The organism is Halogeometricum sp. CBA1124, from assembly GCF_009741955.1.
GTDB lineage: Archaea > Halobacteriota > Halobacteria > Halobacteriales > Haloferacaceae > Halogeometricum > Halogeometricum rufum.
Genome location: NZ_WPCD01000340.1, coordinates 1 through 1,768 on the forward strand (window position 1 = coordinate 1; position 1,768 = coordinate 1,768).

The 1,768-nt window shown below is 68.8% G+C and carries 3 protein-coding genes; 1 reads left to right on the forward strand and 2 read right to left on the reverse strand.

Going from position 1 to position 1,768, the window contains the following annotated elements:
* Positions 1-1,037, reverse strand: a 1,037-nt coding sequence (locus GJ632_RS21275; RefSeq protein ID WP_191453963.1) for a DUF1611 domain-containing protein, incomplete at its 3' end; no start/stop codon positions are given.
* 162 nt (positions 1,038-1,199) lie between these two features.
* Here GJ632_RS21275 and GJ632_RS21280 point away from each other — a divergent pair.
* A complete protein-coding gene (locus GJ632_RS21280; protein WP_089808090.1) occupies positions 1,200-1,589 on the forward strand; it encodes a hypothetical protein in 390 nt (129 codons plus the stop codon).
* 13 nt (positions 1,590-1,602) lie between these two features.
* Here GJ632_RS21280 and GJ632_RS25655 read toward each other — a convergent pair.
* Positions 1,603-1,768 (reverse strand): Vms1/Ankzf1 family peptidyl-tRNA hydrolase (locus GJ632_RS25655; RefSeq protein WP_343161311.1); only part of this gene is annotated, 166 nt, incomplete at its 5' end.

A 1,768-nucleotide genomic window follows, 5' to 3' on the forward strand; every position in this document is an offset into this window, starting at 1 on the left:
GCGTCGAGTATCTCGTCGGCGCCGAACCGCACGATGTCCGTCGCGGGCGCGCCGAGTTCGTCGGCGTACGCGTCGACGGCGTCGCGGGCGGCCTCGTCGTCGTCGACGTCGGCGGTGTTCAACGCGCCGGCGACGACCGACGACTCGTGGACGGGGGCGGCGAGCGACTCGTACAGGTCGACGTACTCCGGAATCGGCGGGAGGTCGAACGACTCGTAGCCGTGGATGACCTCCTTGCCCGCGACGTGACAGAGGACCATCGCGTCGGGCATCGCGCCGTGGAGGATGCCGCAGGTGACGGCGGAGTACGCGGGGTGGACGATGCTCCCCTGTCCCTCGACGAACAGCACGTCGTAGTCGTCGCCGACTTCCAGAATCATCTCCTCGACGGAGCCGGCGGTGAAGTCCGAGACGACGCGGTCGACGGGGTTACCCCACCCGGAGATCATGATGCCCGTCTGCCCCGTCGGGATGAACCCGGCGTCGACGCCGCGTTCGCGCGCCGCCTCGAGCAGTTCCAAGGAGACGGTCATCTTCCCCACCGAGCAGTCGGTGCCGACGGTGAGGACGATGTCGGCGTCCACGTCGGCGGCGGTCCCCTGCGCGACCGACAGGTCCTCGTGGGGTTTGCGCACGTCGTTCAGTTCGACGCCGTGTTCGGCGGCGAGTGCGGCGAACTCCTCGTCGTCGTTCAGGAAGTAGTGGAGGCCGGCGATGACGTCACAGCCGCGTTCGATGGCGGTACGGACGTCGTCGCGCCACGACTCGTCGAAGCCGCCGCCGATGGGGGCGATGCCGACCAGCAGGGCGTCCGCCGCCGGCGCGTCGTCCATCGAGGCGACGACGGGCACGTCGGGCAGGTCCGCGCGGTGGTCGGACGCGACGGTGCCGGGCTTGTCTCGGTCGAGGACGGCGACGACGTCGTAGTCCGCGTACTTGAGGACGCCAGTCGCCGTCTTCGCTGCGTCGGGAAACTTCTCGTGCGCCAGGACGACGACCCGTCTCGGGTCGCCGCCGTCGGCCTGCGCGGCAGTCATCGTGCGTGGGACGACGACGACCGGACGCTTAATTTCGGGTGGTTCGACCCACGGAGATTCATCGTTCCGTCGGGACGGCGACCGCCCCGGCCGAGGGGACCGCGCCCGCCGATGCCGCGCTCCGAAAGGCTTTGTGTCGACTCCCCGTCAGTCCGAGTAGATATGGCGCACCGAGCCAACTACGCGCTCCTTCCGATTATGGAGCACCTCGGCCCTACCGAGGACAGTCTGAGCGTCGACTGGGCCGAATTCGTGGGGGAGCGCACCACCAGACACGAGTTCACCGTTCCCGTCGCGGACGTCCGGGACGTCTACGTCGAACTCCAAGTGTACGAAGTCGGCGATTTCGGGCACGAAATCGTCCTCAACGGCGACCCGCTGACCGGGTTCGACATCCCACCTGGCGACGGGTGGCAGTACTGGATGGACTCGCTCGGGGAGGCGAGCCTCCAGACGGGGACGAACTCGCTACAGATTCTCCGAGACAGGTCGGGAGATGACGCGTTCGCCGTCGGCAACGCCGTGGTGAACTGGCGAGAGCCGGTCGGATAGCGGGCCCGCCCGACTACAGGCGGTACAGCCGCGTCGTCCAGAACTCCCGGACGGCCTCCCGCAACGCGTCCTCCGGGTCGCCAGAGGCGTCCACCGTCGCCACCCGGTCGGCTCGTTCGCGGAAGTCGCCGAGGACGGTGCGTTCGCCGAGGACGACGAGTCCGTCGGCGACGCCCTCG